Source organism: Cupriavidus sp. 05L411, assembly GCF_056398045.1.
The window spans coordinates 62,201-85,378 of record NZ_JBFTOQ010000026.1 but is presented as its reverse complement, the minus strand read 5'-3'; the positions used below and the strand labels follow the sequence as shown (position 1 = coordinate 85,378).

Genomic DNA, 23,178 nt, shown 5'->3' with positions numbered 1-23,178 from the left:
GGCGGACCCATAGGCCCACGCGCCTGCCTTCTGTGGCTCGGAATTCAGATACGACAGGCTTAAGCCTTGACGTGTGCAGTGGCGTAATCGATTGCCTGTTGCACGGTCGTGATCTTCTCGGCTTCCTCATCAGGAATTTCCATGCCGAATTCATCTTCCAACGCCATCACCAGCTCAACCGTGTCGAGCGAGTCAGCGCCCAGGTCGTTCACAAACGACGATTCGGTCTTGATGTCTGCCTCGGCCACGCCGAGTTGCTCTGCCACGATTTTCTTGACGCGTTGTTCGATATTGTCCATGTAACCCTCCAGGGAAGTTCGACAAAAAGTGGGCGCATTTTAGCAGGTTTGGGCCATAAAAATGCCCCCCGCCATCTATTGCAAGAACTGCGCCCGATCAGTTTTAAAAATAACCACTTCACACAGCTTCTGCCGGCTTCTCCCTCGAACCCGGCCGCTGCACAAGGTGATCAATTCATGTACATGCCACCATTCACATGGAGCGTTGTACCAGTGATGTAGGCCGCCTGCGGACCTGCCAGGAAGGCCACCGCATGTGCGATGTCTTCCGGCTGGCCGAGCCGGCCCAACGGGATCTGCGTCTTCAGTGCCGCATGCTGCTCTTCCGACAGAACCTTGGTCATGTCGGTATTGATAAAGCCCGGCGCCACGCAATTGACGGTGATGTTGCGGCTGCCGATCTCGCGCGCAAGCGCCCGGCTCATGCCTTCCACGCCGGCCTTGGCCGCCGCGTAGTTCATCTGGCCCGGGTTGCCGGTCGAGCCGACCACCGAGGTGATGTTGATGATACGGCCACCGCGGGCCTTCATCATCGGGCGCAGCACGGCGCGCGACAGGCGGAACACCGCCGTCATATTGGTCTCGATCACCGCGCTCCAGTCTTCGTCCTTCATGCGCATGGCGAGCTGGTCCTGGGTAATGCCGGCATTGTTCACCAGCACGCCCAGGCTGCCATGCGCCTTGACCAGTTCATCGATCAGCGCTTCCGACGCCGCCGCATCATTGACGTTGAGCACGGCGCCGCGGCCCTTGCCGCCAGCTGCCGCCAGGTATTCGCTGATGGCTGCTGCACCCGCCTCGCTGGTGGCGGTACCCACCACCGTGGCGCCCTGGGCAGCCAGTTCCAGTGCGATGGCGCGGCCAATGCCGCGCGATGCGCCGGTTACCAGCGCGACCTGGTTTTCCAGAAATTTTGTCATTGCGTTGGTCCTTGTTTACTTCAGCAGCGCCAGCGTGTCCTGCAGCGAGGCCGGATCGAAGATCGCTCCGCCCACCAGGCTGCCGTCGATGCGCTTGGTCATGCCGGCCAGCACCTTGCCGGGGCCGCACTCAATCACATGAGTCACGCCTTCAGCAGCGATCTTCTGCACGCACTCGACCCAGCGCACCGGGGCTGCGGCCTGGCGGACCAGCGCGTCCTTGATGGCTTGCGGGTCATTGACGATGGCCACATCGACGTTGTTCACCAGCGGAATCGACGGTGCGGAAAACACCATGCCGGCCATGCGCTCGCGCAGGCGGTCCGATGCGGGCTTGAGCAGCGACGAGTGGAACGGTGCCGACACCGGCAGCGGCAGCGCGCGCTTGGCGCCGCGTGCCTTGGCCATTTCGCAGGCCTTCTCCACGGCACCCTTGTTGCCAGCGATCACCACCTGCAACGGAGCGTTGAAGTTCACGGCCTCCACCACGCCGGCACCGGTCGCCGACGCTTCAGCGCAAGCGACGCGCACGTCATCGTCGGACAGCCCCAGGATGGCCGCCATGCCGCCCTCGCCAACCGGCACGGCTTCCTGCATGGCTTGTGCGCGGAAGCGCACCAGCGGCACCGCATCAGCGAAGGGGATCACTCCGGCTGCCACCAGCGCGGAATATTCACCCAGGCTGTGCCCCGCCACCACGGCCGGCGCCGGACCGCCGACGTCGAGCCAGGCGCGGTAGATGGCCACCGCGGCGGTCAGCATCACCGGTTGCGTGTTGGTGGTGAGGTTCAGGTCCTCGGCCGGGCCTTCGGCGATCAGTTGGCCCAGGTCCTGCCCAAGCGCAGCGGATGCCTCATCCAGCGTGGCACGAACTACCGCATTGCCGGCAAAGGCGTTGAGCATGCCAACTGCCTGCGAGCCTTGCCCTGGGAATACAAAGGAGAATTTCATCGCAATCGAATCGTAAAGATGAACAGCGCCGGGTCGGCGCAGCGGCATGGCACCGCCGCGCCGGCCCGAATATTACATGCGCAGCAGTACCGCGCCCCAGGTGAAGCCGCCGCCCACGCCTTCCATCAGCACGTGATGCCCTGCGCCGATGCGGCCATCGCGCACCGCCACGTCGAGCGCCAGCGGGATCGAGGCAGCCGAGGTGTTGCCGTGCTCATGCACCGTAGCCACCATGCGCTCGGCGGGCAGGCCAAGCTTCCTGGCCGTACTTTGCATGATGCGTATATTGGCCTGGTGCGGGATCAGCCAGTCGACCTTTTCCGCCGGGAACTGCGCGCCCGCGAGTGCTTCTCGCGCGACCTTGTCGAGCACGGTGACCGCCAGCTTGAACACAGCCTGGCCATCCATGTGCAGGAAGGGGTTGCCGGTGATATTGCCGCCCGAGACGTTGCCCGGCACGCACAGGATATCCACGTGGCTGCCATCGGAGTGCATCGCCGACGACAGGATGCCGGGCTCCTCGGAGGCCGACAGCACGACTGCGCCGGCACCGTCGCCGAACAGCACGCAGGTGGTGCGGTCGTTGAAATCCAGGATGCGGGAAAACACTTCCGAGCCAATCACCAGCGCATTGCGGTGTGAACCGCTGCGGATGAATTTCTCGGCGGTGGCCAGCGCATAGACAAAGCCGGAGCACACCGCTTGCAGGTCGAACGCCGCGCAGTTGTTGGTGATGCCAAGCTTCTGCTGCACGAGACAGGCGGTGCTGGGGAAGACGAAATCGGGCGTGGAAGTGGCAACGATGATCAGGTCGATGCTCTGGCGATCGATGCCGGCAGCCTCCAGCGCGCGCTCCGCTGCCTTGACGGCGAGGTCGCTGCTGGTGACATCCGGCTCGGCCCAATGGCGGGCCGAGATGCCACTGCGCGAAAAGATCCATTCGTCGCTGGTCTCGATGCCCTTCTCAGCCAGTTGCGCCGCGATATCTTGGTTAGTGACGCGCCGCGGAGGCAAATAGCTCCCGGTCCCGATGATTTTTGCGTAGCTTGTCATGTAATGTCGGATCGATCGTCTGGCCACGGGTCGTCGCCCGCGGCATCTACATCAAGACCTCAGGCGGCGTGCGGGCTTGGACTGGAATCCTCGGCGCCTGACTGCGGGCCGGTAGCCGGAGTGCTGTTACCTGACTTGTTGGCGAAGGCCTGAATGGTGCGTTCGATCACACCATTCCTGGCCGCATCATACCCGCGTTTGATAGCCCACTCAAAAGCGTGCGCATCGGCGGAACCATGACTTTTGACGACCAACCCGCGCAGGCCGAGCAGGGAGGCGCCGTTGTAGCGCGCCGGGTCCAGGCGCCGGGACAATCGCTTGAGCACCGGCAAAGCCAGGACCGCCAGCAGCTTGGTGAACCACGAACGCGTGAATTCTTCCTTGATCATGTTGGCGATCATCTTGGCCAGCCCTTCGCTGCTCTTTAGCGCGACGTTGCCGACGAAGCCATCGCACACCACGATATCGGTGGTGCCCTTGAAAATGTCGTTGCCTTCCACGTTGCCGTAGAAGTTGAGTTCCGAAGCGCGCAGCAGCTCACCCGCGCGCTTGACCACATCATTGCCCTTGATCACTTCTTCGCCAATGTTAAGCAGGCCGACGCTCGGGCGGTCTTTGTGATCCACCACGGCAACCATGGCCTCTGCCATGCGCGCGAACTGCAGCAGGTGCTCGGGCTCGCAGTCGGCATTGGCACCGAGGTCGAGCACCGTGGTACCCCAGCCCTGCTCATTGGGAATGGTGGTAGCGATAGCCGGCCGCTCGATGCCTTCGAGCGTTTTCAGCACATAGCGCGACACCGCCATCAGGGCGCCGGTATTGCCTGCCGAGATGCATGCGCCAGCCAGCCCCTCCTTCACCTGGGTCACCGCCACGCGCATCGAGGAATCCTTCTTCCTGCGCAGCGCCACTTCAACGGGGTCATCCATGGTGATGACTTCGGACGCGGTCACAATGCGCACGCGCGGATGGTCGAGCGCGTGCAGCTTCTTGAGCTGCGGCTCGATGCTGTCCCGCAAGCCGACCAGCACCACTTCGGCGTCGCTATGGCTTGAGAGAAAACTGATCGCCGCCGGTACGGTCACGGAGACACCGTGATCGCCACCCATGCAGTCGATAGCTAGTTTGATCGTCATTGTTTCCTGGTGCAGAAGCGCTGGTCGGCGTGACTTGAAATCCTGGCTCCCGAGCCGGGCAGGCATGACCCTGACCAGCCGGTGGCAACCCGACGGCACTCCCGGAGCGCTCCAAGGCGAGATCTGGCGCCGCCCTCGCCACCGCGCATGGCATCTAGCCATGCACTCAGCTTGAGCCGGCGGCGCAAATCGGCCCGATGGAAGCCTGCGCTACGGTTTGCGCTGCGAGCGCGCAACAAAAAAGCGGCAACGATTTTGCCGCTTTTTTGTTCTTGACCTACCAACGTGCGCGTACGAGACGCAAAGTCACGCCGAACGATCTGTCAGTCGTTCTTGGTCTTGATGACCTTGCGGCCACGATAGTAGCCGTTCGGGCTCACGTGGTGACGCAGGTGGGTTTCGCCTGTGGTCGGCTCCACTGCCAGCGCTGCCGTGGTCAGGTGGTCGTGCGAGCGATGCATGCCGCGCTTGGAGGGCGACTTCTTGTTCTGTTGAACTGCCATGATGACTCCTTCGAGAATTTTTCAATGGTAACACACGCATCCCGCACGAGGCGTAGCCGGGCCCGGCCGGATGCTGATCCTGGTGCCTTCGAACGTTGCCAGATGCCGGCGAACCGGCTTCAGTGCTTCGTTTTCAGGCCGGCCAGCGCCGCAAAGGGCGAAGGCCGTTTTTCTTCTTCCGGCAGAACCTCTGGTTCAGGTTCCGCCTGTCCGTCCACCCCGGTCACGAGGCTTTCGTGCACCGTGGGGCAAACGTCATGCTTGGGCGCCACCGGCAAAGCCAGCAGCACTTCATCTTCAATCAGCGTCAGCAGGTCAAAGCGCTTGGAGCCAACAATCACATCGAGCTCGTCGTCATCCATGGGCGCCGCATCGGCATCCGCCTCGCTGGCGACCACCTCGAAACACATGTCCGTGGCGATCGGCTGCTCGTAGACCTGCAGGCAGCGCTGGCAATCCAGCCAGACCCGGCCATTCACGGCCAGCTCAATGAACAGGCGCTCCACCGCGGGCTTGCCGGGCTCGTTCGCTTCTTCCTCGACAAAGCCGGAAAGCGCGTAGCTGAACACCTCGTCCGGCGCCGACGCTGGCGCTTGCGCCGCAGTCTCGGCTATGATGCGCGGCAAATCGCGTGCAGCAACTTCGCCGGTGGCGTCGTCGCCGGCGCGGCAAAACGCAAAGAGATCGAGCGCGCGCAGGTCAATCGGCTGGGTCATGTCTTATCGTGCCGTCATGCCGGGAGGCATCCCGGAGGATCGCGGCTTCGACGCATTTTTTACGTACACCTGACATATACCTGTATACGCACCGTCGAAACGTGACTCGGAAGCTACACAACACCGGAAAAAACACGGTATTGCGCCGGACTTGCTTGGCTAAACGCGAGATTATACGTCGATTCTGCTGCCGCGGTCAAAATTTTGGAAGACGGCCATTCGTCGCTTTCCCTTTTCGCTCAATTACTTATGCTGCAAACTTCTCGCCCCACCCTGATCCTGGGTTCCAGCTCACGTTATCGCCGCGAATTGCTGGAGCGCCTGCGCATTCCTTTCGAGGTGGCCATTCCCGACATTGACGAAACCCCACAGCCAGGCGAAAGCCCCGAGGCCACCGCGCTGCGGCTCTCCCACGCCAAGGCACAGGCCATTGCCGAGCAGCATCCCGGCACCCTGGTCATCGGCTCCGACCAGGTCGCCACGCTGGACGGCAGGCAGATCGGCAAGCCCGGCTCCCATGAAAAGGCCCTGGCGCAATTGCAGTGGATGCGCGGCCGTACCGTCACTTTTCACTCCGCGTTGTGCCTGCTTGACAGTCGTAACGGCGAGGTTCAGCTGGCTGATATCCAGACGCGCGCGACTTTCCGCGACCTTCCCGACCAGGAACTGGATGCCTACCTGCGCATCGAGCGCCCTTATGATGTCGCGGGCAGCGCCAAATCCGAAGGATTGGGCATCGCCCTGCTCTCGCATATGGAGTCCGACGATCCCACCGCGCTGGTAGGCCTGCCCCTGATCGCGCTGACCAATATGCTGCGCCAGGCCGGCTACCCTTTCTTCCAGGACTAAGGGCTTCGCCCACCCTGCGCCAAGCCACAGAAGACAAATGAGAATCCAAGCATGAGCGGCACCCTGTACCTGATCCCCAACACCTTGGGCAAACGCGACGAGTTCGACCCGCTCGCGGATGTCATTCCGGCTGGCGTGCAGCAAATCACGGCCAGCCTGGACTACCTCGTAGCGGAAAATGCCAAGACGGCACGCGCCTTCCTGAAGAAACTCAGTGAAACCTGCCCGCTGGCCAAGCCAATCCAGCAGATCGAGATCCGCGAACTCAACGTCAATACGCGCGAAGGCGAACTGGCCGCCCTGCTGGCACCGATCCGCGAAGGGCGCGACGGCGGCTTGCTATCGGAAGCCGGCGTGCCGGCGGTGGCCGATCCCGGCGCCAACCTGGTGCGCCTGGCTCACACCAAGGGCGTGCGCGTGCGCCCGCTGGTGGGTCCGAGCTCGATTCTGCTGGCCGTGATGGCGTCCGGCCTCAATGGCCAGAGCTTTGCGTTCAACGGCTACCTGCCGGTGGATGCCGGCGAGCGCGCCAAGCGCCTGCGTGAGCTGGAGCAGCTATCGCGCAAAGCGCGCCAGACCCAGGTCTGGATCGAGACGCCGTACCGCAATGGCCCCTTGCTGGAAGCCATGCGCCAGCATTGCGCAGGCACCAGCCTGTTGTCGATCGCGGTAGACCTGACCTTGCCAAGCGAGACGATCGTCACGCTGCCCATCTCCGATTGGCGCCCGGAGCGGCTGGCACTGAACAAGCGCCCGGCCATTTTCTCCTTGCTGGCAGCCTGAGCGACGGTCGGCAAACGAGGAAGCAAACGAAAAATGGGGCGTTTTCGCCCCATCCCGAGTCCAGCTCGGCCGGCTTAATGCATGGCCTGCACGCGCGTGCCGAACAGCATGGTCTTCATCGCCGCCGCGCCCATCGCCGCGCCGAAACGCTTGGCTACCCGCTCCGCAATATTCTCCTTGACGGTGTAGTCGACGATGTCCTCTGCCTTGAAGAGATCCCGCGCCACGTAGTCCGCGTTACCCAGGCCGTCGGCCAAGCCCAGTTCAACGCTGCGCTCGCCGGACCAGAACAAGCCGGAGAACAGGTCCGGATCGTCTTTCAGGCGGTCACCTCGGCCTTCCTTGACCACGTCGATGAACTGCTGGTGGATCTGCTTGAGCATGGTTTCGGCGTATTGCTTCTGCCGCGGCACCTGCGGGGAGAACGGGTCGAGCATGCCCTTGTTGGCGCCGGAGGTATAAAGCCGGCGCTCGACGCCCAGCTTGTCCATGAGCCCGGTGAAGCCAAAGCCGTCCATCAGCACGCCGATCGAGCCGACGATGCTAGCCTTGTCGACATAGATCTTGTCGGCCGCCGCCGCCACGTAATAGCCGCCCGAGGCGCAGATCTCCTCCACCACCACGTAGAACGGCTTGGCGGGATAAAGCGTCCGCAGGCGCCGGATCTCGTCATTGATCATGCCGGCCTGTACCGGCGAGCCGCCGGGCGAGTTGATCTTGAGGATAATCCCCGCGGCATTGGTATCGGCAAACGCGGCTTGCAGGGCTGCGTTGATCGATTCAGCGCTGGCCGGCGTCCCGGCAGCAATCTCGCCGTCGAGCGACACCATTGCCGTATGGCGACCGCTCGTGGCAATGGTGCCGTCGCCCTTGAAGTCGAAAACGGCGAAGAAAATCAGCGCTAGCAGGGCGAGCCCGGCGAAGCGGAAGAAAATCCGCCAGCGGCGCGCCGCGCGCTGCTCGCGCAGCGTCGCCATCAGCACCTTCTCCAGCACATCTCGCTCCCAGCCTGTCCCCGTGGGGACCGGGCCGACGTCACGACCGGCCATGCGCGCCTTGCGCTGGCCGGCTTCTTTCTGCGAAGCAGCATCTCCGGCGCGCAACTCTTGCTCCAGCGGGTAATCGGCCTGCGAAGCGGTTTCCAGCCGGTCATCCCCCGCCCCGGGCGCCCCCGCGCTGGCCGAAGCCACCGGTTCCTGCGCCTTGCCGGATTCGTCCTGCGGCGGTTTTTGCTGTTCAGTCATGCAGTTGGCTCTTGATTATGAATAGATAGGCGGGCCGGGGCACCGGACCTGCCGGCTGCCCGCTAGCCCGCGGATGCTTCGTATGGCCTTTCCGGCAGCCAGTACACATTGCCGTCGCGCTCTTCGACACGCAGCTTGGACAATGAAGCGCCCCGGCAGGGCCCGCCCACGCACAAGCCACTGTCCGGCGCATAAACCGCGCCATGTGTGGCGCACATCAAGTATAGGCCCGAGGACTCGAAAAACTGTCCCTCCTGCCAATCGAGCTCCATCGGCACATGCGCGCACTGGTTCAGGTAGCCGTGGACAGCCCCCTCGAAGCGCACGACAAACGCACTCACGGGGCGCCCACCCACTTCGACCACAAAACGTACCCCGGCGCCGCCGTCAGCCAGGTCCTCGGCTGCGCACAGGTGACGCTCGCCAGTCACCCCCTGGCCCGTTGCGTCAAGCATGCGCCAGCAGCCAGTCTTTCAGCTCAGCGATGGACGACGCGCAATGCAGCGGCGCCATCGCGCGCAGGGCGTCCGCGGGATGCGCGCCGTAGCCTACGCCGATGCCCGCCGCGCCGGCATTGGCCGCCATCTGCAGGTCATGGGTGGTATCGCCGATCATCACCGTGCGCTCCATGTCCTGCCCCAGTTCGCGGGTCAACTCTTGCAGCATGGCCGGGTGGGGCTTGGAAAAGGTCTCGTCGGCGCAACGCGTGCCGTCGAACAGGCGTACGAGCCCAGTTGCTTCCAGGGCGCGCTGCAGGCCGACGCGGGTCTTGCCCGTCGCCACGCCGAGGAAATAATGCTCGGCGCGCAGGGCTTCCAGCATCTCGCGCACCCCGTCGAACAGCACCAGTTCGGCGTCGCGGGTCAGGAAGTGGAAACGGTAGCGCTCGGCCAGCCGGGGATAGTCGGCGGGGTCGAGCGTGGGCACGGCGTACGACAGCGCATCCTTGAGCCCCAGCCCGATTACGTGGCTGGCGGCGCTGTCGTCGGGCACCGGCAAGCCGAGGTCGCGGCTGGCCAGCTGGATGCATTTGGCGATGGTCGGGGTGGAATCCATCAGGGTTCCATCCCAGTCGAACACGATCAGGTCGAAGCGTTGCCTGGCCATGATTATCCTTGTTAGCGCCTTAGTCAGCGGCGCGCAGGTTACGAGCTTGCTGCAGGAACGCTTCGCACTCCGGCGGCATGGGTGCAACGACAGTGGTGATTTCTCCACTTATCGGATGCGTAAATGTCAGGCTGTGCGCGTGCAGGAACATGCGCTTGAGCCCAGGATTGGCGCCGCTGCGGGCCAGCGCCTTGTTGAGGGCGTAATCGCCGTATTTCTCGTCGCCCAGGATCGGGAAGCCAGAATGCGCCAGATGGACCCGGATCTGGTGGGTCCGCCCTGTCTTCAACTCGGCCTCGAGCAAGGTGTAGCCCGGCATGACCTCGAGCCGGTTGAACACGGTATGCGAGGCAATGCCATCTTCCTGCACCCGCACGCGGCGCTCGCCTTCCGGGGTGGTGTACTTATATAGGGGGAATTTCACGTGCTGCCGGGCATTCTCGAAATGCCCCGCCACACAGGCGAAGTAGCGCTTGTCCAGCGCACTGCCGCGCATCTGCTCATGCAGGTTCACCAGCGCGGTACGCTTCTTCGCCAGCACCAGCAGGCCGGAGGTCTCGCGGTCGAGACGGTGCACAAGCTCAAGGAACCTGGCCTGCGGGCGGGCGCGCCGCAATTGCTCGATCACGCCGAATGCTACGCCGGAGCCGCCATGCACGGCCACGCCGGCAGGCTTGTTGATCACCAGCAGGTATTCATCCTCGAAGACGACCGGAAAGCTGGCCGGCGGCACGAACTTGCCGGCATCGGGTGCCGAAGCCGCCACACGCATAGGTGGAATCCGCACCACGTCGCCCAGCTGCAGGCGATAGGTGGCGTCGACCCGCCCCTTGTTCACACGCACCTCACCCGACCTCAGGATGCGGTAGACATGGCTCTTGGGCACCCCTTTCGAGAGCTTCAGGAGGAAGTTGTCGATGCGCTGGCCATCGGCTTCGTCGCCAATCGTTACGTACGCCACCTGGGGCCCGGCCGCGGCGGGCCGCACCTCTTTTTCAATTTGATGGCGTAACTCATTCATTTTCAATATAATTTCCTCGCTGTTCCGGCCAAAGACCGGCAGCGCAAGTCAGGTGTAGGCGATTCGTCGTATTTTACACTTCGGGTTGCCGCCAACCCTGCCAGCCTCCCGCTTCTTTGCGTACCACGCGAGCCCGGGGCTGGTAAATGGCAGCAAAAACGCAGCACGCACGGTATCGCCCGCGCAGGAAGTCGCCCAAAGGCAACTTCGGCGCTGACGGCGGTCACGTGGGAGTAGTGTTCAGGTAGAACAGAATTTGATAGTGGGTGCCCACCCGGCATCCACTCTGGTGAGAGAAGTCCCGCCCGCACCGGGAAACGGTGCCGCCGGCATGCTTCCAACGCCGCCTGACTGGTTATACCGGCGCCCGGTCGCAGAACTCCAAGAAGCAGTAGGTGCGCCCGCCAGGAGATGTCAGGAAGCGAAGCAGCATTGCCGTGACGACAAACTTGCTCTTTGACGCGTCTAGCCCTTCCGCGGCCGGCCGCGGTGCGATGGCGCCTCTTTACGCCCGCACTGCCGCCATGCCAGCCGGAAACCCGCTGGGTCGCTGCGCAAAGCAGCACACCGGCGTTCTCTCCGACCATGCGGACGGCGCTTTCGACGTCGTTACCTCTCTTTCACCCGTGCCCAGCCGGCCGCGCTCATTTGCGCGACGGCGCTTTCGGCAATTCTCGCGCCCTCACTCGCTCCCTCGCGTGCTCCACGGAACGAACGCCGCGGGCACCGCATGCCGGTGCAATCCGCGGCATTGAGTGAGGTAATGCGATGAAACGCATGCTTTTCAACGCGACGCAGCAAGAGGAACTGCGCGTCGCCATCGTCGATGGTCAGAAGCTGATTGACATCGACATCGAAGCCGCCGGGCGCGAACAGCGCAAGGGCAACATCTACAAGGGTGTCATCACCCGGATCGAGCCCTCGCTGGAAGCCTGCTTCGTCAACTACGGCGAAGAACGCCACGGCTTCCTGCCCTTCAAGGAAGTAGCACGCGCCTTTTTCAAGGAAGGCGTGGACGTGCGCAACGCGCGCATCCAGGACGCGTTGCATGAAGGCCAGGAACTGATCGTCCAGGTAGAAAAGGAAGAGCGCGGCAACAAGGGCGCGGCGCTGACCACCTTTATCTCGCTGGCCGGCCGCTATCTGGTGTTGATGCCCAACAACCCGCGCGGCGGCGGCGTATCGCGCCGCATCGAGGGCGAGGACCGCCAGGAACTGCGCGAGACCATGGGCCAGCTGGCCGTGCCCGAGGGCATGAGCATCATCGCCCGCACCGCCGGCATCGGCCGCTCGGCCGAAGAACTCCAGTGGGATCTGAACTACCTGCTGCAACTGTGGAAGGCCATCGACGGCGCCGCCGGCGACAACAAGGCCCCGCTGCTGATCTATCTCGAGTCCAGCTTGGTGATTCGCGCCATCCGCGATTATTTCCAGCCGGATATCGGCGAGATCCTGATCGACACCGACGAAATCTACGAGCAGGCCCGCGCCTTCATGAGCGTGGTCATGCCCGACAACATGAACCGCGTGAAGAAGTACCGGGACGACGTCCCCCTCTTCTCGCGCTTCCAGATCGAGCACCAGATCGAGTCGGCTTATTCGCGCATGGTGATGCTGCCCTCGGGCGGCGCCATCGTGATCGACCATACCGAAGCCCTGGTGTCGGTGGACGTGAACTCGGCCCGCGCCACCAAGGGCGCCGACATCGAGGAAACCGCGCTGCGCACCAACCTCGAAGCCGCCGACGAAATCGCCCGCCAGCTGCGCCTGCGCGACCTGGGCGGCCTGATCGTGATCGACTTCATCGACATGGAAGCCAGCAAGGCCCAGAAGGACGTGGAAACGCGCCTGAAGGATGCCCTGCGCCATGACCGTGCCCGGGTGCAGATGGGCAAGATCAGCCGCTTCGGCCTGATGGAGCTGTCGCGCCAGCGCCTGCGCCCGTCGCTGTCGGAAGGCTCGCACATCACTTGCCCGCGCTGCAACGGCACCGGCCATATCCGGGATACCGAATCCTCCGCCCTGCAGGTCCTGCGCATCATCCAGGAAGAAGGGATGAAGGAAAACACCGCTGCCATCCACTGCCAGGTGCCGGTGGAAGTCGCCGCGTTCCTGCTCAACGAGAAGCGCCAGGACATCAACCTGATCGAGATGCGCTTCAAGGTCAACGTGCTGCTGATCCCCAACAAGCACCTGGAGACCCCGCACTACAAGCTGGAGCGCCTGCGTCACGACGACCCGCGCCTGGAAGACAGCATGGCCAGCTACAAGATGGCCGAGGCTGCCGCCAAGGAACTGGAAGCCGACACCAGCTACAGCAGCCGCAAGAAGGAAGATGCCAAGCCGCGCCAGGAAGCTGCCGTCAAGGGCATCACCCCGGAACAGCCGGCGCCCGTCTCCGTGCCGCGCGCCGAGCGCGCCCCGCGCCCGGAAGCCGCGGCGGCAGCCGCACGTCCGGTGCCGGCTACCCAGCCGGTGGTCGGTGGTGGTTTTATCGGCTGGCTGAAGAACCTGTTCGGCGCCAAGCCCGCAGCGCCCGCCGTCGAGCCGGCCAAGCCGGTTGACGCGGAGCAACGCAGCGCTGAGAACCGTCGCGAACGCGGCCAACGTGGCGAACGCGGTGAAGGCCGTGGCCAGCGTGGCGAACGCGGTGGCGAGCGCGGCGGCGAACGTGGCGACCGCCAGGGCCGTGGCCAGCGCGGCGAGCGCGCACCCCAGGAACGTGGCGAGCGCGCGGACCGCGGCGAACAGCGCGCGGAGCGTGGCGAGCGCGTCGAAGCGCGCGGTGAACGTGCTGAACGTGGCGAACAACGCGGCGAGCGCAACAGCCGCGCCCCGCGCCAGGCCGCACTGGAAGTCCAGCCGGCACGCCAGCCCGAAGGCGCACCGGCCGAGCGTACGGAAGGCCGTGGCGAAGGCCGCCGCGACCGCAACCAGGAACGCCGCGAGCGCCAGCGCGACCGCCAGCGTGAACGAGGCGACGCGCCGCGCGAAGGCGAAGCCACCGAAGGCCTGGCTGCCGAAGCCGTAGCCGCGACCGCCGCAGCTGTCGTGGCAGCGCCGGCCGTAGCCGCAGCGGTTGCCTCGCACGATGACGCCGACAACGCACGCACCGACCTGCCGGAAGGCACGGAAGGCACAGAGAACGGTGAAGGCGAAGAACGCCGCCGCCGCAATCGCCGTGGCCGCAACCGCTATCGCCGCGAACGCGACGACGGCGCCCAGGCAACCGAAGGCGCGGAAAGCGCTGAAGGCGAGTACACGGCGGAAGTGCGCGAAAGCACCCAGGCCGCCGCCCCGGCTGTGGTCGCCCAAGCGCCTGCGATCGAAGCCGCTGCCGTGCCGGTTGCCGAAGCCGCGCCGAGCGCTCCGGCTTACCAGCCCGCCGAAGCTGCCGTGGTGACGCAACAGCCCGTGGCACTGCCGGCGGAGCCGGTGTTCGTGCAGGCCGCGCCGATCTCGGCGCCGGTCGCTGCGCCGATCATCGAAACGGTTGCCGAGCCGGTGGCTGAAACGGTGGTTGAGACGATCGCAGCAAGCCCGGCCGCCTATCAGCCAGCACCGGCTCCGGTTGTGGCTGAAGCTGTCGTGGAAGCCCCTGCTGTCGTGGCGCCTACCGTTGAAGTGCCGGCCGCTGCCCCGGTGGCAACGGTAGCCCCGGTGGCGGTCGAAAGCCTGCAGCCGATGCTGGCCTCGGCTGGCCTGGAGTGGGTCAACACCGACACCAGCAAGCTGCGCGCTGCGCAGGAAGCGGCTGCCAGCATCCCGCCGGCACCGCGCGTCGTGCGGGAGCGCAAGCCCCTGCCGCCGCTGCCTGAAGGTCCGATGATCCTGGTCGAAACCGGTGGCGATACCGCTGGGACGCCGCAGAAGTAAGCGGCACCCTCGCGGGTAGCAAGAAAAGGGACGGCGATGCCGTCCCTTTTTCATGTCTGCGGGCTTTGTCCCGGGTGATGCCGGCGGTACCATGCCCGGCTCGGCTAGAATGACAAATAGATGGCACCCGAAAGATGGTGCCCGGAACGGGCGATGCTGCCCCATGCAATCGCGCCAGAACCGCCCGTCACCCGCACTGCCACGCCCCCAGGCCATGACCGAATCCGTCATTCCCATTTTCGACCTGCGCGATCATCGCTACCGCTCGATGACGCCAAGCATTCCGGCCGTGCTCACCGCACCGTCCGGGCTGGTTGCCGACACGCGCGGCCGGCCGCTCCATGATCTGCGCATTTCGGTCACGGATCGCTGCAATTTCCGCTGCGTCTACTGCATGCCCAAAGAGGTGTTCGACAAGGACTACACCTTCCTGCCCCATTCTGAGTTGCTGAGCTTCGAGGAAATCGAGCGCGCGGCTCGCCTCTTCGTTGCGCACGGGGTCGAGAAGATCCGCCTCACCGGCGGCGAGCCGCTGCTGCGCAAGAACATCGAGAAGCTGGTGGAAATGCTGGCGCGCATCGACACGGTGTCCGGCAAACCACTGGACCTCACCCTCACCACCAACGCCTCGCTGCTGGCCCGCAAGGCGCGCGCGCTACGCGATGCAGGCCTGACGCGGGTGAGCGTGAGCCTGGACGCCATCGACGACGCCACCTTCCGCCGCATGAACGATGTCGACTTCGCGGTGCGCGACGTGCTGGACGGCATCGAGACCGCCCAGGCGGCCGGCCTGGCGCCGATCAAGGTCAACATGGTGGTCAAGCGCGGCACCAACGACGGGGAGATCGTGCCGATGGCGGCACATTTCCGCGGCAGTGGCATCATCATGCGCTTTATCGAGTTCATGGACGTGGGCGCGAGCAACCACTGGCAGATGGACCAGGTGCTGCCCTCGGCCGAAGTGGTGCGCCGCATCCACGAAGCCTTCCCGCTGGAAGCCATCCCAGCCAACTACAGCGGCGAGACCGCCGAGCGCTGGCGCTACCGCGACGGCGCCGGCGAGATCGGCGTGATCTCCAGCGTGACCCACGCCTTCTGCGGCGACTGCAGCCGCATCCGCCTGTCGACCGAAGGCCGGCTCTACCTGTGCCTGTTCGCCACCGAAGGCTACGACCTGCGCGCGCTGCTGCGCGGCGAGCACAGCGACCTGGAAATCTCGAACGCCATTGCCGGGGTCTGGCAAGGGCGCACCGATCACTACTCCGAACAGCGCAGCGACCCCGCGGTGCGGCAGGCGCGTGCCGAGAACAAGATCGAGATGTCCTATATTGGCGGCTGACCACAGCTGCCCCGCCCAACCCATCACCCTATCCTCCCATCCCCCGATGATTTCTCGCGAAGACATTACCGGCCTGATCCTGGCCGGCGGCAGGGGCAGCCGCATGGGCGGCACCGACAAGGGCCTGCAGCCGTTTCGTGGCGCGCCCATGGCAATGCATACGTTGATGCGCCTGTCCGCGCAGACCGGCGGCATGCTGATCAACGCCAACCGCAACCTGGCCGCATATGAGTCCTTCGGCGTGCCGGTGGTCACCGATTCGGTGCCGGACTTCGCTGGGCCCCTGGCTGGCATGCTGGCCGGGCTGGAACAGTGCCAGACGGGCTGGATGCTGAGCGCGCCCTGCGACTCGCCTTTCCTGCCATCCGACCTGGCCGCGCGCCTGGCGAGCGCGATCGACGCGCAAGGCGCCGAGATGGCCATTCCCGTCACCATCGACGCGGATGGCCGCCGGCAGGTCCAGCCGGTGTTTTGCCTGATGCCGGTCACGGCGCTCGACGGCCTGGTGGCTTTCCTCAACGGCGGCGGCCGCAAGATCGAAACCTGGGCCGCCTCGCACCGCCTGGCCGAAGTGCTGTTCGAAGACGCCGGCGCCTTCGCCAATATCAATACCCTGGATGAGTTGCGCACGCTGGAAACGCGCTGACAACCCAAGCCAGGCCGCTGCCCCGGGAACGGTCCATGCCATCACTACAATCCGTCATTTCCTGCCTGTCCGACTACGATCCCGGTGCATTGCCGGTGGCGCAGGCCAACCAGATCATCGGCGAGGTGGTCGAGCCTGTGAGGGGCACCGAGCAGGTCGCCCTGCGCACCGCGCTCGACCGCGTGCTGGCCGAAGACGTCATCTCCATGCTGGACGTGCCTGCGCACGACAACTCCGCCATGGACGGCTATGCGTTCGCCAGCAGCGAGTTGGCCGCGGGCGGCAACGTGACCCTGGCTGTGGTCGGCAGCGCCTTCGCCGGCGCTGCCTGCGAGCAAGCGGTTGCGCGCGGGCAGACAGCGCGCATCATGACGGGCGCCATCATGCCGGCCGGCTGCGACACCGTGATTCCACAGGAATTCGTCGCCGTCGAGGGCGAGCTGATTCGCTTTGATGCCAAGGTGGTAAGGGCCGGCGACAACCGTCGCCTGCGGGGTGAAGACCTCGCCATCGGCCAGCCGGCACTGGCCGCCGGGCGCATCCTGCAGCCGGCCGACCTCGGGCTGCTGGCGTCGCTGGGCGTGGCCGAAGTCAAGGTGCGGCGCCGCCTGCGCGTGGCGTTCTTCTCCACCGGGGACGAACTGCGCTCCATTGGCGAGCCGCTCGATGCGGGCTGCGTCTACGACTCAAACCGCTACACGCTGCACGGCATGCTGCGGCGGCTGAACGTGGACCTGATCGACATGGGCGTGGTGCACGATGATCCCGCCGCGCTCGAAGCGGCGTTCCGCAGCGCGTGCGAAAACGCCGACGCGGTCATCACCTCGGGCGGTGTCTCGGTGGGAGAAGCCGACTACACCAAGCAGATCATGGCCCAGCTTGGCGATGTGACCTTCTGGAAGATCGCCATGCGCCCCGGCCGGCCCATGGCCTTCGGCCGCATCGCTTCCCACGGCCGCGAAGCGCTGCTGTTCGGCCTGCCGGGCAACCCCGTGGCGGTAATGGTGACGTTCTATCATTTCGTGCGGGCTGCCCTGCACCGCCAGATGGGCGCCAAGGTGGCGCCCCTGCCTCTGATGCGCGTGCGCAGCGCCCAGGCGATCCGCAAGAAACCTGGCCGCACCGAGTACCAGCGCGGCATCCTGGCACCTGCCCCGGAGGGCGGCTGGCAGGTTAGCATCACCGGGCAGCAGGGCTCGGGCGTGCTGCGCTCGATGAGCGAGGCCAATTGCTTCATCGTGCTCGGGCACGAACAGGGCATGGTCGCCGCCGGCGACGAGGTTGAAGTCATGCTGTTCGACGGGCTGATGTGAGCGCTGGCAGAAAGCCCGCCACGGTACGCCGGCTGCACCTTTGTGTCGTTTTTGCGCAGCAGTTTTGCCGGGGTTTAGCAAGCAGATCGGCGGTTTTCCGTACCCCGCGAGTGCCGGACTATGCGCCGCCTCCCCCATTGGATACACTTGCGCAACATTACTTTGCTTACTGCCCAAGCTGTCATGAATCAGGAGATTGCGTACCTCCACCCGGTCAAAACCGCCCGCGCGCTCGTGCTCGTGTACCTGTGCTTTTCGGTACCCATCGTCTCGCTGGGTCTGTTCGTGGCCTTTATCCGCTATGGCGACCTGCCCGGCATCACCGTCTTCACGGCACTGATTCTCAATGCGCTGATCGGTTTCGGCCTGCTGTGGCTGGCCTGCAAGGCCTACAACTGGGTGGCAGCGCGTTTCGGCGGCATCGAGGTGACAATCCGCGACTTGTCCTGAAGCCGCCAGCAGCCGAAATGTAAAAAGCGCATCGAATCGATGCGCTTTTTTTTGCCCAGCGTTCTTTGCCCCCTCAACCGCCTGCGGTCTCGTCATCCACCACAGCGGCCAGGCCAAGCAGTTCCTGCGCGTTCTCGCCCGGCAGCGCTTCCACGGTGCGCAGCTTGCGCTCCATCTGGCGCGTACGCACCTCGGCCTGCTCGATGTTGCGGGCTGCGCGTTCCAGCGTGTCGCGGGTCTTGGCCAGCACATCGCCGAACTTGCCGAACTCGGTCTTGACTGCGCCCAGCACCTCCCAGACTTCGCTTGAGCGGCGCTCCAGCGCCAGGGTGCGAAACCCCATCTGCAAACTGTTAAGCAACGCGGCCAGCGTGGTCGGCCCGGCTACCGTGACGCGGAAATTGCGTTGCAGCAGGTCGGCCAGCCCCGGGCGCCGCAAGACTTCGGCATACAACCCCTCGGTGGGGAGAAAGAGGATGGCGAAGTCCGTGGTCGCCGGCGGCGACACATACTTCTCGGAGATCGTCTGGGCCTCGCGCTTGATCGCGGCTTCCAGTTCGCGCCCGGCCAGCGCCACGCCATCGACATCGCCGCGCTCCTGCGCGTCGAGCAGGCGCTCGTACTGTTCCTTCGGGAACTTGGCATCAATGGGCAGCCACACCTGCCCGCCGGCAGCGTCCTTGCCCGGCAGGCGAATCGCAAACTCCACGCGCGCACCAGTATTGCGCACCGTCTCCACGTTCTTGGCGTACTGCTCGGCGGTTAGCACCTGCTCTAGCAGCATCTCCAGCTGGACTTCGCCCCATGTCCCGCGCGACTTGACGTTGGTCAGCACCCGCTTGAGGTCGCCCACGCCCTGGGCCAGCGCCTGCATTTCGCCAAGGCCCCGGTGCACCTGCTCGAGCCGGTCCGAGACCAGCTTGAAGGACGCGCCCAGCCGCTGCTCCAGCGTGGCGTGCAGCTTCTCGTCGACGGTGCGGCGCATCTCCTCGAGCTTGGCCGCGTTGTTGACCTCGATCTCCTTGAGCCGTTGCTCAAGCGTGGCGCGCACTTCGCCCAGGCGGCGCTCGTTGCCCTCGGACATCTGCGCCAGTTGCTGCTGCAGCCCGTCGCCAAACCGGCGCAACGCGCTGCCTTGCTCGTCGCGCGCCTGCTGGCCTTGTTGCAGCAGGTTCTGCCGGACCTGCTCGAGCTGCTGGGCGTTGGACTCGGTCAGTTTGGCAAGCTGCTGCGCGAACATATCGATCTGGTTGTTCTGCAGCGTGGCGATGCTGGTGAGCTGCGAGGATAGAGCCTGCTGGAAACGCATCATCTGCTGGCCGGCTTCGCCACGGCCGACGCGCGCGCTCTCAGTCACCTCGGTGCGCAGCTCACGCTCCAGGCGCTCATTGCCGCGCGCGCCTTCGGCGCGCAGATCGGCGAGCTGGCGCAGCAGCTCCGGGCCGGCACCGTCCTGTGCCACGCGGGGTCGCAGCAGCAACACGACCAGCAGCAGCACGGCTGCCAGTGCAAGGGCCAGGGTCAACAGGGAAATCAACGTCATAAATAGGTTGGCAGGTGTTGGCAGCGAGAGGATCAGCGGCGGCGCGCCATCACTTCGGGATTGATCACCGAAGGCGGCTGCCCCGCCTGCGGCCCCACGCCGAGCACGGCGATCAGGTTGTCAGCGGCCAGATCCGCCATGGCGCGGCGGGTCTTCTCCGAAGCGCTGGCGATATGCGGGGTCAGCACCACGTTGGGCACCGTCAGCAGGTCGGGATGGACCTGTGGCTCTCCCTCGAATACGTCGAGCCCGGCAGCAAAGATGCGCCGTTCGCACAGCGCCCGGGCCAGCGCAGCGTCGTCGACCACGCCGCCGCGCGCCAGGTTGACCAGCGTGGCCGACGGCTTCATCTGCGCCAGCTCGGCGGCGCCGATACTGTGATGGCTCTGCGCGCTATACGGCAGCACCAGCAGCAAATGATCGGACTGTGCGAGCAGCTCGGCCTTGCTGACATAGCGCGCGTTCAGCGCGCGCTCGGTGTCCTCGGGCAATCGGCTGCGGTTGTGATAGAGCACCGACATGCCAAACCCCGCAGCGCGGCGTGCCAGGGCCTGGCCGATGCGGCCCATGCCAAGGATGCCGAGCGTGCTGCGGTACAGGTCCATGCCAAGGAACATGTCGTAGCTCCACCGCTCCCACTTGCCAGCACGCAGCCAGTGCTCGGACTCCGTAACGCGGCGCGCGGTCGCCATCAGCAAGGCCCAGCCAAAATCGGCCGTGGTCTCGGTCAGCACATCGGGCGTATTGGTGGCCACAATCCCGGCGGCGGTCAGCGCCGGCACATCGAGGTTGTTGTACCCTACCGCCATGTTGCAGACCGCGCGCAAGGCCGGCAGCCCGGCTACCAGGCCGGCATCGATGCGGTCCGCGGCATTGGCCAGCACACCGGCCTTGCCAGCGAGGCGCGCCTTGAGCGCGGCGCCATCCAGCGCTACGTCCGGCTGGTTGTCGTCGACGTCGAAGTACTGCGCGAGCCGGTCGATCACTTCGGGAAAGACGGCGCGGGTCACGAGAACGGAAGGCTTGGTCATGCTCACTCTCACACGCGGAAGAAGATAAAGGTCATCACCAGGAACAGCGGCACCAGCACGCAGATCGACCACAGCATGTAGCCGAAGAAGCTGGGCATGCGCACGCCGCGGCTTTCGGCAATTGCCTTGACCATCAGGTTGGGCGCGTTGCCGATATAGGTATTGGCGCCCATGAACACGGCGCCGGCCGAGATGGCCGCGAGCGTTGAGGCATCGCGCGTCATCAGCGTAGCGGGATCGCCGCCCGCGGTGTTGAAGAACACCAGGTAGGTCGGCGCATTGTCCAGGAAAGACGAAAGAATGCCCGTGGCCCAGAAATACATGCTGTCGATGGGCTGGCCGCCGCTATCGCTGACCATGCGGATCACGCTCGCGAAGGCGCCGTCGGTGCCGGCCTTGAGCATGGCGATCACGGGAATGATGGTGAGGAAGATGCCGGCGAACAGCTTGCCGACTTCCAGGATCGGTTCCCAGTTGAATTCGTTGCCCGTGCGCGCCGTGCCCGGCGTGATCACCAAGGACACGAGCGCCACTACCACCAGCAACACATCGCGCACCGCCGCCGGCAGGCCGACCATGGTGCCCATCACGTTGAATTCGATACCGGGCTTCCACAGCCCGCTCATCAGCACCAGGCCCACCACCGCCAGCAGCAGCACGAAATTACGCTTGCCTTCGATGCGGATGCCCGCGGAATCGGGCGTGGGATCCGCTGCCTGCGGCAACTCTTCTTCCTTGTTCAGGTAGTAGTGGCGATCGACGAAATAGAAAATCACCAGCAGCGCGATGCAGATGAACAGCGTCTCGGGCAGGATGTTGCGCAGGGTCCAAAAAAAATCCACGCCTTTCAGGAAACCCAGGAACAGCGGCGGATCGCCCAGCGGCGTCAGCGCGCCACCCGCATTGGCTGCCAGGAAAATAAAGAACACCACCACGTGCGCCACATGCCTGCGGTTGTCGTTGGCGCGCAGCAGCGGCCGGATCAGCAGCATGGCGGCGCCGGTGGTGCCCATCAGGCTGGCCAGCACCGTGCCGAGCGCAAGCAGGCCGGTATTCAGGCCCGGCGTGCCATGCAGGTTGCCACGCACGCAGATGCCGCCGGCCACGATATAGAGTGCGGCGATCAGCGCGATAAAGGGGATGTACTCCGACAGCAGCGCGTGCACGGCATTGGCGGCGGCGGCATGCATGCCGAAGGCCTGCGCGAACGGTACCAGGAACAGCACTGCCCAGGCTGCGATGATCTTGCCGTAGTGGTGATGCCAGAAGCGCGGCGCGATCAACGGGAACAGCGCGATCGACAGCAAGGTGCCGGCGAAGGGCAACGCCCACATTGGCGACAGCGTGGCGCCATCGAGATCGGCGGCATGAGCCAGGCTCGGCGCCAGCGTGAACAGCAGGGTGAACAACAGCGGGGCCAGCAGGGACAGCAGTGCGGGGGCACGTCGCATCGGGCGGGATCTCCTTGTATCGGATTGCGTCACCCGGGCCTGATGGCGGCCGCGAGCGGAGAAAGCGCACGAGCCCGAGTGGCCCGGCAAGCAGGCCGCAGGCGCGCGGCGAGACCCTCAAGTGTAAAGCAATCGCCGCGCGGCTCCATCAATTCCGGACGCCCCGGACTGCCGCGCTCAGTCCTGCTCGACGAGGATCACGTGCACGCGGTATGGGCCGTGCGCGCCGAGCACAATGGTCTGCTCGATGTCGCCGGTGCGCGAGGGACCGCTGATGGTATTGGTGGCACGGGGCAGCTCCCCGCGCTCGCTGCGCACCAGCGCGAAGGCGTCTTCCAGGCCATCGACGATGCGCGAGGCCGGCACCACCGCGATATGCGTCTCCGGCAGCAGCGCCGCCGAAGCGAAGGTCTGCGGGCCGGACAGCAGCATCAGCGAGCCGGTCTCGGCGATCACGCAAAAGCAGCCCGTGATGCCGACCATGTCGCCATGGTCGTGATCGGCCTGCGCATCGCGGATGGGCGGGCGGCACTCCACGGTCAAGCCCTGCCCTTGCCAGTCCAGTGCCGCCAGGGTGTCCCAGGCCACGGCGCGGCGCGCCAGGCCAAGGCTGTCCAGGTAGCGCGCGGCCGCGGCCGGCACGTCTGCCATCGTGGCCACCCGCTCCACCGTGGAGGCCATTTTCTGCGCCTGTTCGTGGAAGGCCTGGATCCGGTCCACCGGCGCCGGCGGGCGGGGCCCGGCGGGATGGCGCGCGAGATAGTCGGCCACCGCCGCGCGCTCGCCGTTGCTCACCCCGGGCGCGCGGCCCTGGGCGGCGCGGATGCGGGCAAAGATGCGATCGCGGGCGGAGGTGGTGTCCATGAGTCGATTTCCGGAGGTTGGAGGCTTGGTGGCTTCGTGACTTAGTGGCTTAGCGGCTTAGGGATCTGGGGGCTGCAGCAACG

At 65.2% G+C, this 23,178-nt stretch carries 22 protein-coding genes; 7 read left to right on the top strand and 15 right to left on the bottom strand.

The window, feature by feature from the left end; all coding sequences use genetic code 11:
* Nucleotides 1–59: 59 nt before the first annotated feature.
* From acpP to AC1DQR_RS26295, 7 genes are all read right to left on the bottom strand, one after another.
* Entirely contained in the window at nucleotides 60–299 is a 240-nt protein-coding gene (gene acpP / locus AC1DQR_RS26325; protein WP_009522116.1) for an acyl carrier protein, read from the bottom strand.
* 170 nt (nucleotides 300–469) lie between these two features.
* Nucleotides 470–1,219: a 3-oxoacyl-ACP reductase FabG gene (gene fabG / locus AC1DQR_RS26320; RefSeq protein ID WP_416049182.1), complete on the bottom strand. Its 750-nt coding sequence runs from the start codon at nucleotides 1,217–1,219 to the stop codon at nucleotides 470–472.
* A 15-nt stretch (nucleotides 1,220–1,234) separates the two neighbouring features.
* On the bottom strand, nucleotides 1,235–2,170 hold the full coding sequence (fabD, locus tag AC1DQR_RS26315; protein ID WP_416049183.1) for an ACP S-malonyltransferase: 936 nt from the start codon (nucleotides 2,168–2,170) through the stop codon (nucleotides 1,235–1,237).
* A gap of 72 nt (nucleotides 2,171–2,242) precedes the next feature.
* A complete protein-coding gene (locus tag AC1DQR_RS26310) occupies nucleotides 2,243–3,223 on the bottom strand; it encodes a beta-ketoacyl-ACP synthase III (RefSeq protein WP_150983156.1) in 981 nt (326 codons plus the stop codon).
* A 59-nt stretch (nucleotides 3,224–3,282) separates the two neighbouring features.
* A complete protein-coding gene (gene plsX, locus AC1DQR_RS26305; protein ID WP_416049184.1) occupies nucleotides 3,283–4,359 on the bottom strand; it encodes a phosphate acyltransferase PlsX in 1,077 nt (358 codons plus the stop codon).
* Nucleotides 4,360–4,682: 323 nt separating this feature from the next.
* Nucleotides 4,683–4,862: a 50S ribosomal protein L32 gene (gene rpmF, locus AC1DQR_RS26300; RefSeq protein ID WP_006158597.1), complete on the bottom strand. Its 180-nt coding sequence runs from the start codon at nucleotides 4,860–4,862 to the stop codon at nucleotides 4,683–4,685.
* A gap of 119 nt (nucleotides 4,863–4,981) precedes the next feature.
* Complete coding sequence (locus AC1DQR_RS26295; protein ID WP_416049185.1) at nucleotides 4,982–5,578, bottom strand: YceD family protein; 597 nt, start codon at nucleotides 5,576–5,578, stop codon at nucleotides 4,982–4,984.
* Between the two features lie 249 nt (nucleotides 5,579–5,827).
* Here AC1DQR_RS26295 and AC1DQR_RS26290 point away from each other — a divergent pair, with 249 nt between their 5' ends.
* Nucleotides 5,828–6,427: a Maf-like protein gene (locus AC1DQR_RS26290; RefSeq protein ID WP_416049186.1), complete on the top strand. Its 600-nt coding sequence runs from the start codon at nucleotides 5,828–5,830 to the stop codon at nucleotides 6,425–6,427.
* Between the two features lie 51 nt (nucleotides 6,428–6,478).
* A complete protein-coding gene (locus AC1DQR_RS26285; protein WP_174425087.1) occupies nucleotides 6,479–7,210 on the top strand; it encodes an SAM-dependent methyltransferase in 732 nt (243 codons plus the stop codon).
* 74 nt (nucleotides 7,211–7,284) lie between these two features.
* Here the strand turns inward: AC1DQR_RS26285 and AC1DQR_RS26280 are convergent, their stop codons facing one another.
* The 4 genes from AC1DQR_RS26280 to AC1DQR_RS26265 all read right to left on the bottom strand — a co-directional run bounded on the left by AC1DQR_RS26280 (nucleotide 7,285) and on the right by AC1DQR_RS26265 (nucleotide 10,582).
* A complete protein-coding gene (locus tag AC1DQR_RS26280) occupies nucleotides 7,285–8,454 on the bottom strand; it encodes a S49 family peptidase (protein ID WP_416049187.1) in 1,170 nt (389 codons plus the stop codon).
* A gap of 62 nt (nucleotides 8,455–8,516) precedes the next feature.
* On the bottom strand, nucleotides 8,517–8,909 hold the full coding sequence (locus tag AC1DQR_RS26275) for a Rieske (2Fe-2S) protein (protein WP_477134049.1): 393 nt from the start codon (nucleotides 8,907–8,909) through the stop codon (nucleotides 8,517–8,519).
* Nucleotides 8,902–9,561: an HAD-IA family hydrolase gene (locus AC1DQR_RS26270; RefSeq protein ID WP_416049189.1), complete on the bottom strand. Its 660-nt coding sequence runs from the start codon at nucleotides 9,559–9,561 to the stop codon at nucleotides 8,902–8,904. The genes AC1DQR_RS26275 and AC1DQR_RS26270 overlap by 8 nt, the downstream gene beginning before the upstream one ends.
* 19 nt (nucleotides 9,562–9,580) lie before the next feature.
* Nucleotides 9,581–10,582, bottom strand: coding sequence for an RluA family pseudouridine synthase (locus AC1DQR_RS26265; protein ID WP_150983149.1), 1,002 nt, complete (start codon nucleotides 10,580–10,582; stop codon nucleotides 9,581–9,583).
* A gap of 768 nt (nucleotides 10,583–11,350) precedes the next feature.
* Between AC1DQR_RS26265 and AC1DQR_RS26260 the strand changes: the two genes are divergently transcribed.
* From AC1DQR_RS26260 to AC1DQR_RS26240, 5 genes are all read left to right on the top strand, one after another.
* Complete coding sequence (locus AC1DQR_RS26260) at nucleotides 11,351–14,458, top strand: Rne/Rng family ribonuclease (protein ID WP_416049190.1); 3,108 nt, start codon at nucleotides 11,351–11,353, stop codon at nucleotides 14,456–14,458.
* Nucleotides 14,459–14,672: 214 nt separating this feature from the next.
* On the top strand, nucleotides 14,673–15,797 hold the full coding sequence (moaA, locus tag AC1DQR_RS26255; protein WP_477134048.1) for a GTP 3',8-cyclase MoaA: 1,125 nt from the start codon (nucleotides 14,673–14,675) through the stop codon (nucleotides 15,795–15,797).
* Nucleotides 15,798–15,843: 46 nt separating this feature from the next.
* Nucleotides 15,844–16,443, top strand: a complete 600-nt coding sequence (mobA, locus tag AC1DQR_RS26250) for a molybdenum cofactor guanylyltransferase MobA (protein ID WP_416049192.1) — start codon at nucleotides 15,844–15,846, stop codon at nucleotides 16,441–16,443.
* Between the two features lie 35 nt (nucleotides 16,444–16,478).
* Nucleotides 16,479–17,756, top strand: coding sequence for a molybdopterin molybdotransferase MoeA (gene moeA / locus AC1DQR_RS26245; protein ID WP_416049193.1), 1,278 nt, complete (start codon nucleotides 16,479–16,481; stop codon nucleotides 17,754–17,756).
* A gap of 183 nt (nucleotides 17,757–17,939) precedes the next feature.
* Nucleotides 17,940–18,206, top strand: coding sequence for a hypothetical protein (locus tag AC1DQR_RS26240; RefSeq protein WP_006158586.1), 267 nt, complete (start codon nucleotides 17,940–17,942; stop codon nucleotides 18,204–18,206).
* A gap of 73 nt (nucleotides 18,207–18,279) precedes the next feature.
* Here the strand turns inward: AC1DQR_RS26240 and AC1DQR_RS26235 are convergent, their stop codons facing one another.
* The 4 genes from AC1DQR_RS26235 to AC1DQR_RS26220 form a co-directional block, all read right to left on the bottom strand.
* Nucleotides 18,280–19,749 carry a DNA recombination protein RmuC gene (locus tag AC1DQR_RS26235; RefSeq protein ID WP_416049194.1) on the bottom strand — a complete coding sequence of 490 codons (1,470 nt, stop codon included), beginning with the start codon at nucleotides 19,747–19,749 and terminating at the stop codon, nucleotides 18,280–18,282.
* Nucleotides 19,750–19,781: 32 nt separating this feature from the next.
* Nucleotides 19,782–20,780, bottom strand: coding sequence for a 2-hydroxyacid dehydrogenase (locus tag AC1DQR_RS26230; protein ID WP_416049195.1), 999 nt, complete (start codon nucleotides 20,778–20,780; stop codon nucleotides 19,782–19,784).
* Between the two features lie 8 nt (nucleotides 20,781–20,788).
* Nucleotides 20,789–22,231: a sodium:proton antiporter gene (locus tag AC1DQR_RS26225; RefSeq protein WP_416049196.1), complete on the bottom strand. Its 1,443-nt coding sequence runs from the start codon at nucleotides 22,229–22,231 to the stop codon at nucleotides 20,789–20,791.
* 177 nt (nucleotides 22,232–22,408) lie between these two features.
* On the bottom strand, nucleotides 22,409–23,095 hold the full coding sequence (locus tag AC1DQR_RS26220) for a LutC/YkgG family protein (RefSeq protein WP_416049197.1): 687 nt from the start codon (nucleotides 23,093–23,095) through the stop codon (nucleotides 22,409–22,411).
* Between the last annotated feature and the right edge of the window lie 83 nt (nucleotides 23,096–23,178).

Coding starts and splice junctions, on each gene's coding strand:
- AC1DQR_RS26290 (WP_416049186.1), top strand. CDS start 5,828: ATGCTGCAAACTTCTCGCCCCACCCTGATCCTGGGTTCCAGCTCACGT.
- AC1DQR_RS26295 (WP_416049185.1), bottom strand. CDS start 5,578: ATGACCCAGCCGATTGACCTGCGCGCGCTCGATCTCTTTGCGTTTTGC.
- AC1DQR_RS26310 (WP_150983156.1), bottom strand. CDS start 3,223: ATGACAAGCTACGCAAAAATCATCGGGACCGGGAGCTATTTGCCTCCG.
- AC1DQR_RS26230 (WP_416049195.1), bottom strand. CDS start 20,780: ATGACCAAGCCTTCCGTTCTCGTGACCCGCGCCGTCTTTCCCGAAGTG.
- moeA (WP_416049193.1), top strand. CDS start 16,479: ATGCCATCACTACAATCCGTCATTTCCTGCCTGTCCGACTACGATCCC.
- AC1DQR_RS26265 (WP_150983149.1), bottom strand. CDS start 10,582: ATGAATGAGTTACGCCATCAAATTGAAAAAGAGGTGCGGCCCGCCGCG.
- fabG (WP_416049182.1), bottom strand. CDS start 1,219: ATGACAAAATTTCTGGAAAACCAGGTCGCGCTGGTAACCGGCGCATCG.
- moaA (WP_477134048.1), top strand. CDS start 14,673: ATGACCGAATCCGTCATTCCCATTTTCGACCTGCGCGATCATCGCTAC.
- mobA (WP_416049192.1), top strand. CDS start 15,844: ATGATTTCTCGCGAAGACATTACCGGCCTGATCCTGGCCGGCGGCAGG.
- acpP (WP_009522116.1), bottom strand. CDS start 299: ATGGACAATATCGAACAACGCGTCAAGAAAATCGTGGCAGAGCAACTC.
- plsX (WP_416049184.1), bottom strand. CDS start 4,359: ATGACGATCAAACTAGCTATCGACTGCATGGGTGGCGATCACGGTGTC.
- AC1DQR_RS26220 (WP_416049197.1), bottom strand. CDS start 23,095: ATGGACACCACCTCCGCCCGCGATCGCATCTTTGCCCGCATCCGCGCC.
- AC1DQR_RS26225 (WP_416049196.1), bottom strand. CDS start 22,231: ATGCGACGTGCCCCCGCACTGCTGTCCCTGCTGGCCCCGCTGTTGTTC.
- AC1DQR_RS26260 (WP_416049190.1), top strand. CDS start 11,351: ATGAAACGCATGCTTTTCAACGCGACGCAGCAAGAGGAACTGCGCGTC.
- AC1DQR_RS26285 (WP_174425087.1), top strand. CDS start 6,479: ATGAGCGGCACCCTGTACCTGATCCCCAACACCTTGGGCAAACGCGAC.
- fabD (WP_416049183.1), bottom strand. CDS start 2,170: ATGAAATTCTCCTTTGTATTCCCAGGGCAAGGCTCGCAGGCAGTTGGC.
- AC1DQR_RS26235 (WP_416049194.1), bottom strand. CDS start 19,749: ATGACGTTGATTTCCCTGTTGACCCTGGCCCTTGCACTGGCAGCCGTG.
- AC1DQR_RS26270 (WP_416049189.1), bottom strand. CDS start 9,561: ATGGCCAGGCAACGCTTCGACCTGATCGTGTTCGACTGGGATGGAACC.
- AC1DQR_RS26240 (WP_006158586.1), top strand. CDS start 17,940: ATGAATCAGGAGATTGCGTACCTCCACCCGGTCAAAACCGCCCGCGCG.
- AC1DQR_RS26280 (WP_416049187.1), bottom strand. CDS start 8,454: ATGACTGAACAGCAAAAACCGCCGCAGGACGAATCCGGCAAGGCGCAG.
- rpmF (WP_006158597.1), bottom strand. CDS start 4,862: ATGGCAGTTCAACAGAACAAGAAGTCGCCCTCCAAGCGCGGCATGCAT.
- AC1DQR_RS26275 (WP_477134049.1), bottom strand. CDS start 8,909: ATGCTTGACGCAACGGGCCAGGGGGTGACTGGCGAGCGTCACCTGTGC.